Source organism: Acinetobacter endophylla (assembly GCF_053543775.1).
The window spans coordinates 1-541 of record NZ_JBLVOM010000307.1 but is presented as its reverse complement, the minus strand read 5'-3'; the positions used below and the strand labels follow the sequence as shown (position 1 = coordinate 541).

The 541-nt window shown below is 55.3% G+C and carries 1 protein-coding gene; it reads left to right on the top strand.

Features of this window, described 5'->3' with window-relative positions; translation table 11 throughout:
• Positions 1-541, top strand: a 541-nt coding sequence (locus tag ACNPNW_RS16435; protein WP_448767207.1) for a cryptochrome/photolyase family protein, incomplete at both ends; no start/stop codon positions are given.

The window sequence follows — 541 nt, the reverse complement described above, 5'->3', positions numbered from 1 at the left end:
AGTGCCAACCGTAAGGCCTGGTCAGGTAATCCCCCTTTGCCTGAACCCCTCTGCTTTGAGCACGATCAGATTGATCTGGATGTACTGCAACTGGTTAAACGTGAATTTTCCCGGCATCCCGGAAACCTTGCAAGTTTCCGCTGGGCCACCACGCGCAATGATGCGCTGCGCGCGCTGCAGCATTTTATTGACCACAGTTTGCCGCACTTTGGCGATTATCAGGATGCCATGGTTCAGGGTGCAGACACGCTGTTTCACAGCCTGCTCTCGCCTTATCTGAACTGCGGCCTATTGCTGCCCCGAGAAGTCTGTGATGCCGCAGAAGCGGCTTACAATGCTGGTCATGCGCCACTGAATGCCGTGGAAGGGTTTATTCGGCAGATTCTGGGCTGGCGCGAATATGTCCGCGGGATTTACTGGCTGAACATGCCCGAATACGCCAGCCGCAACGTGCTGCAGCACTCAGCACCGCTGCCGCAATTTTACTGGACCGGCCGTACACGGATGAACTGTATGACGCAGTGTTTCCGCAATACCTTTC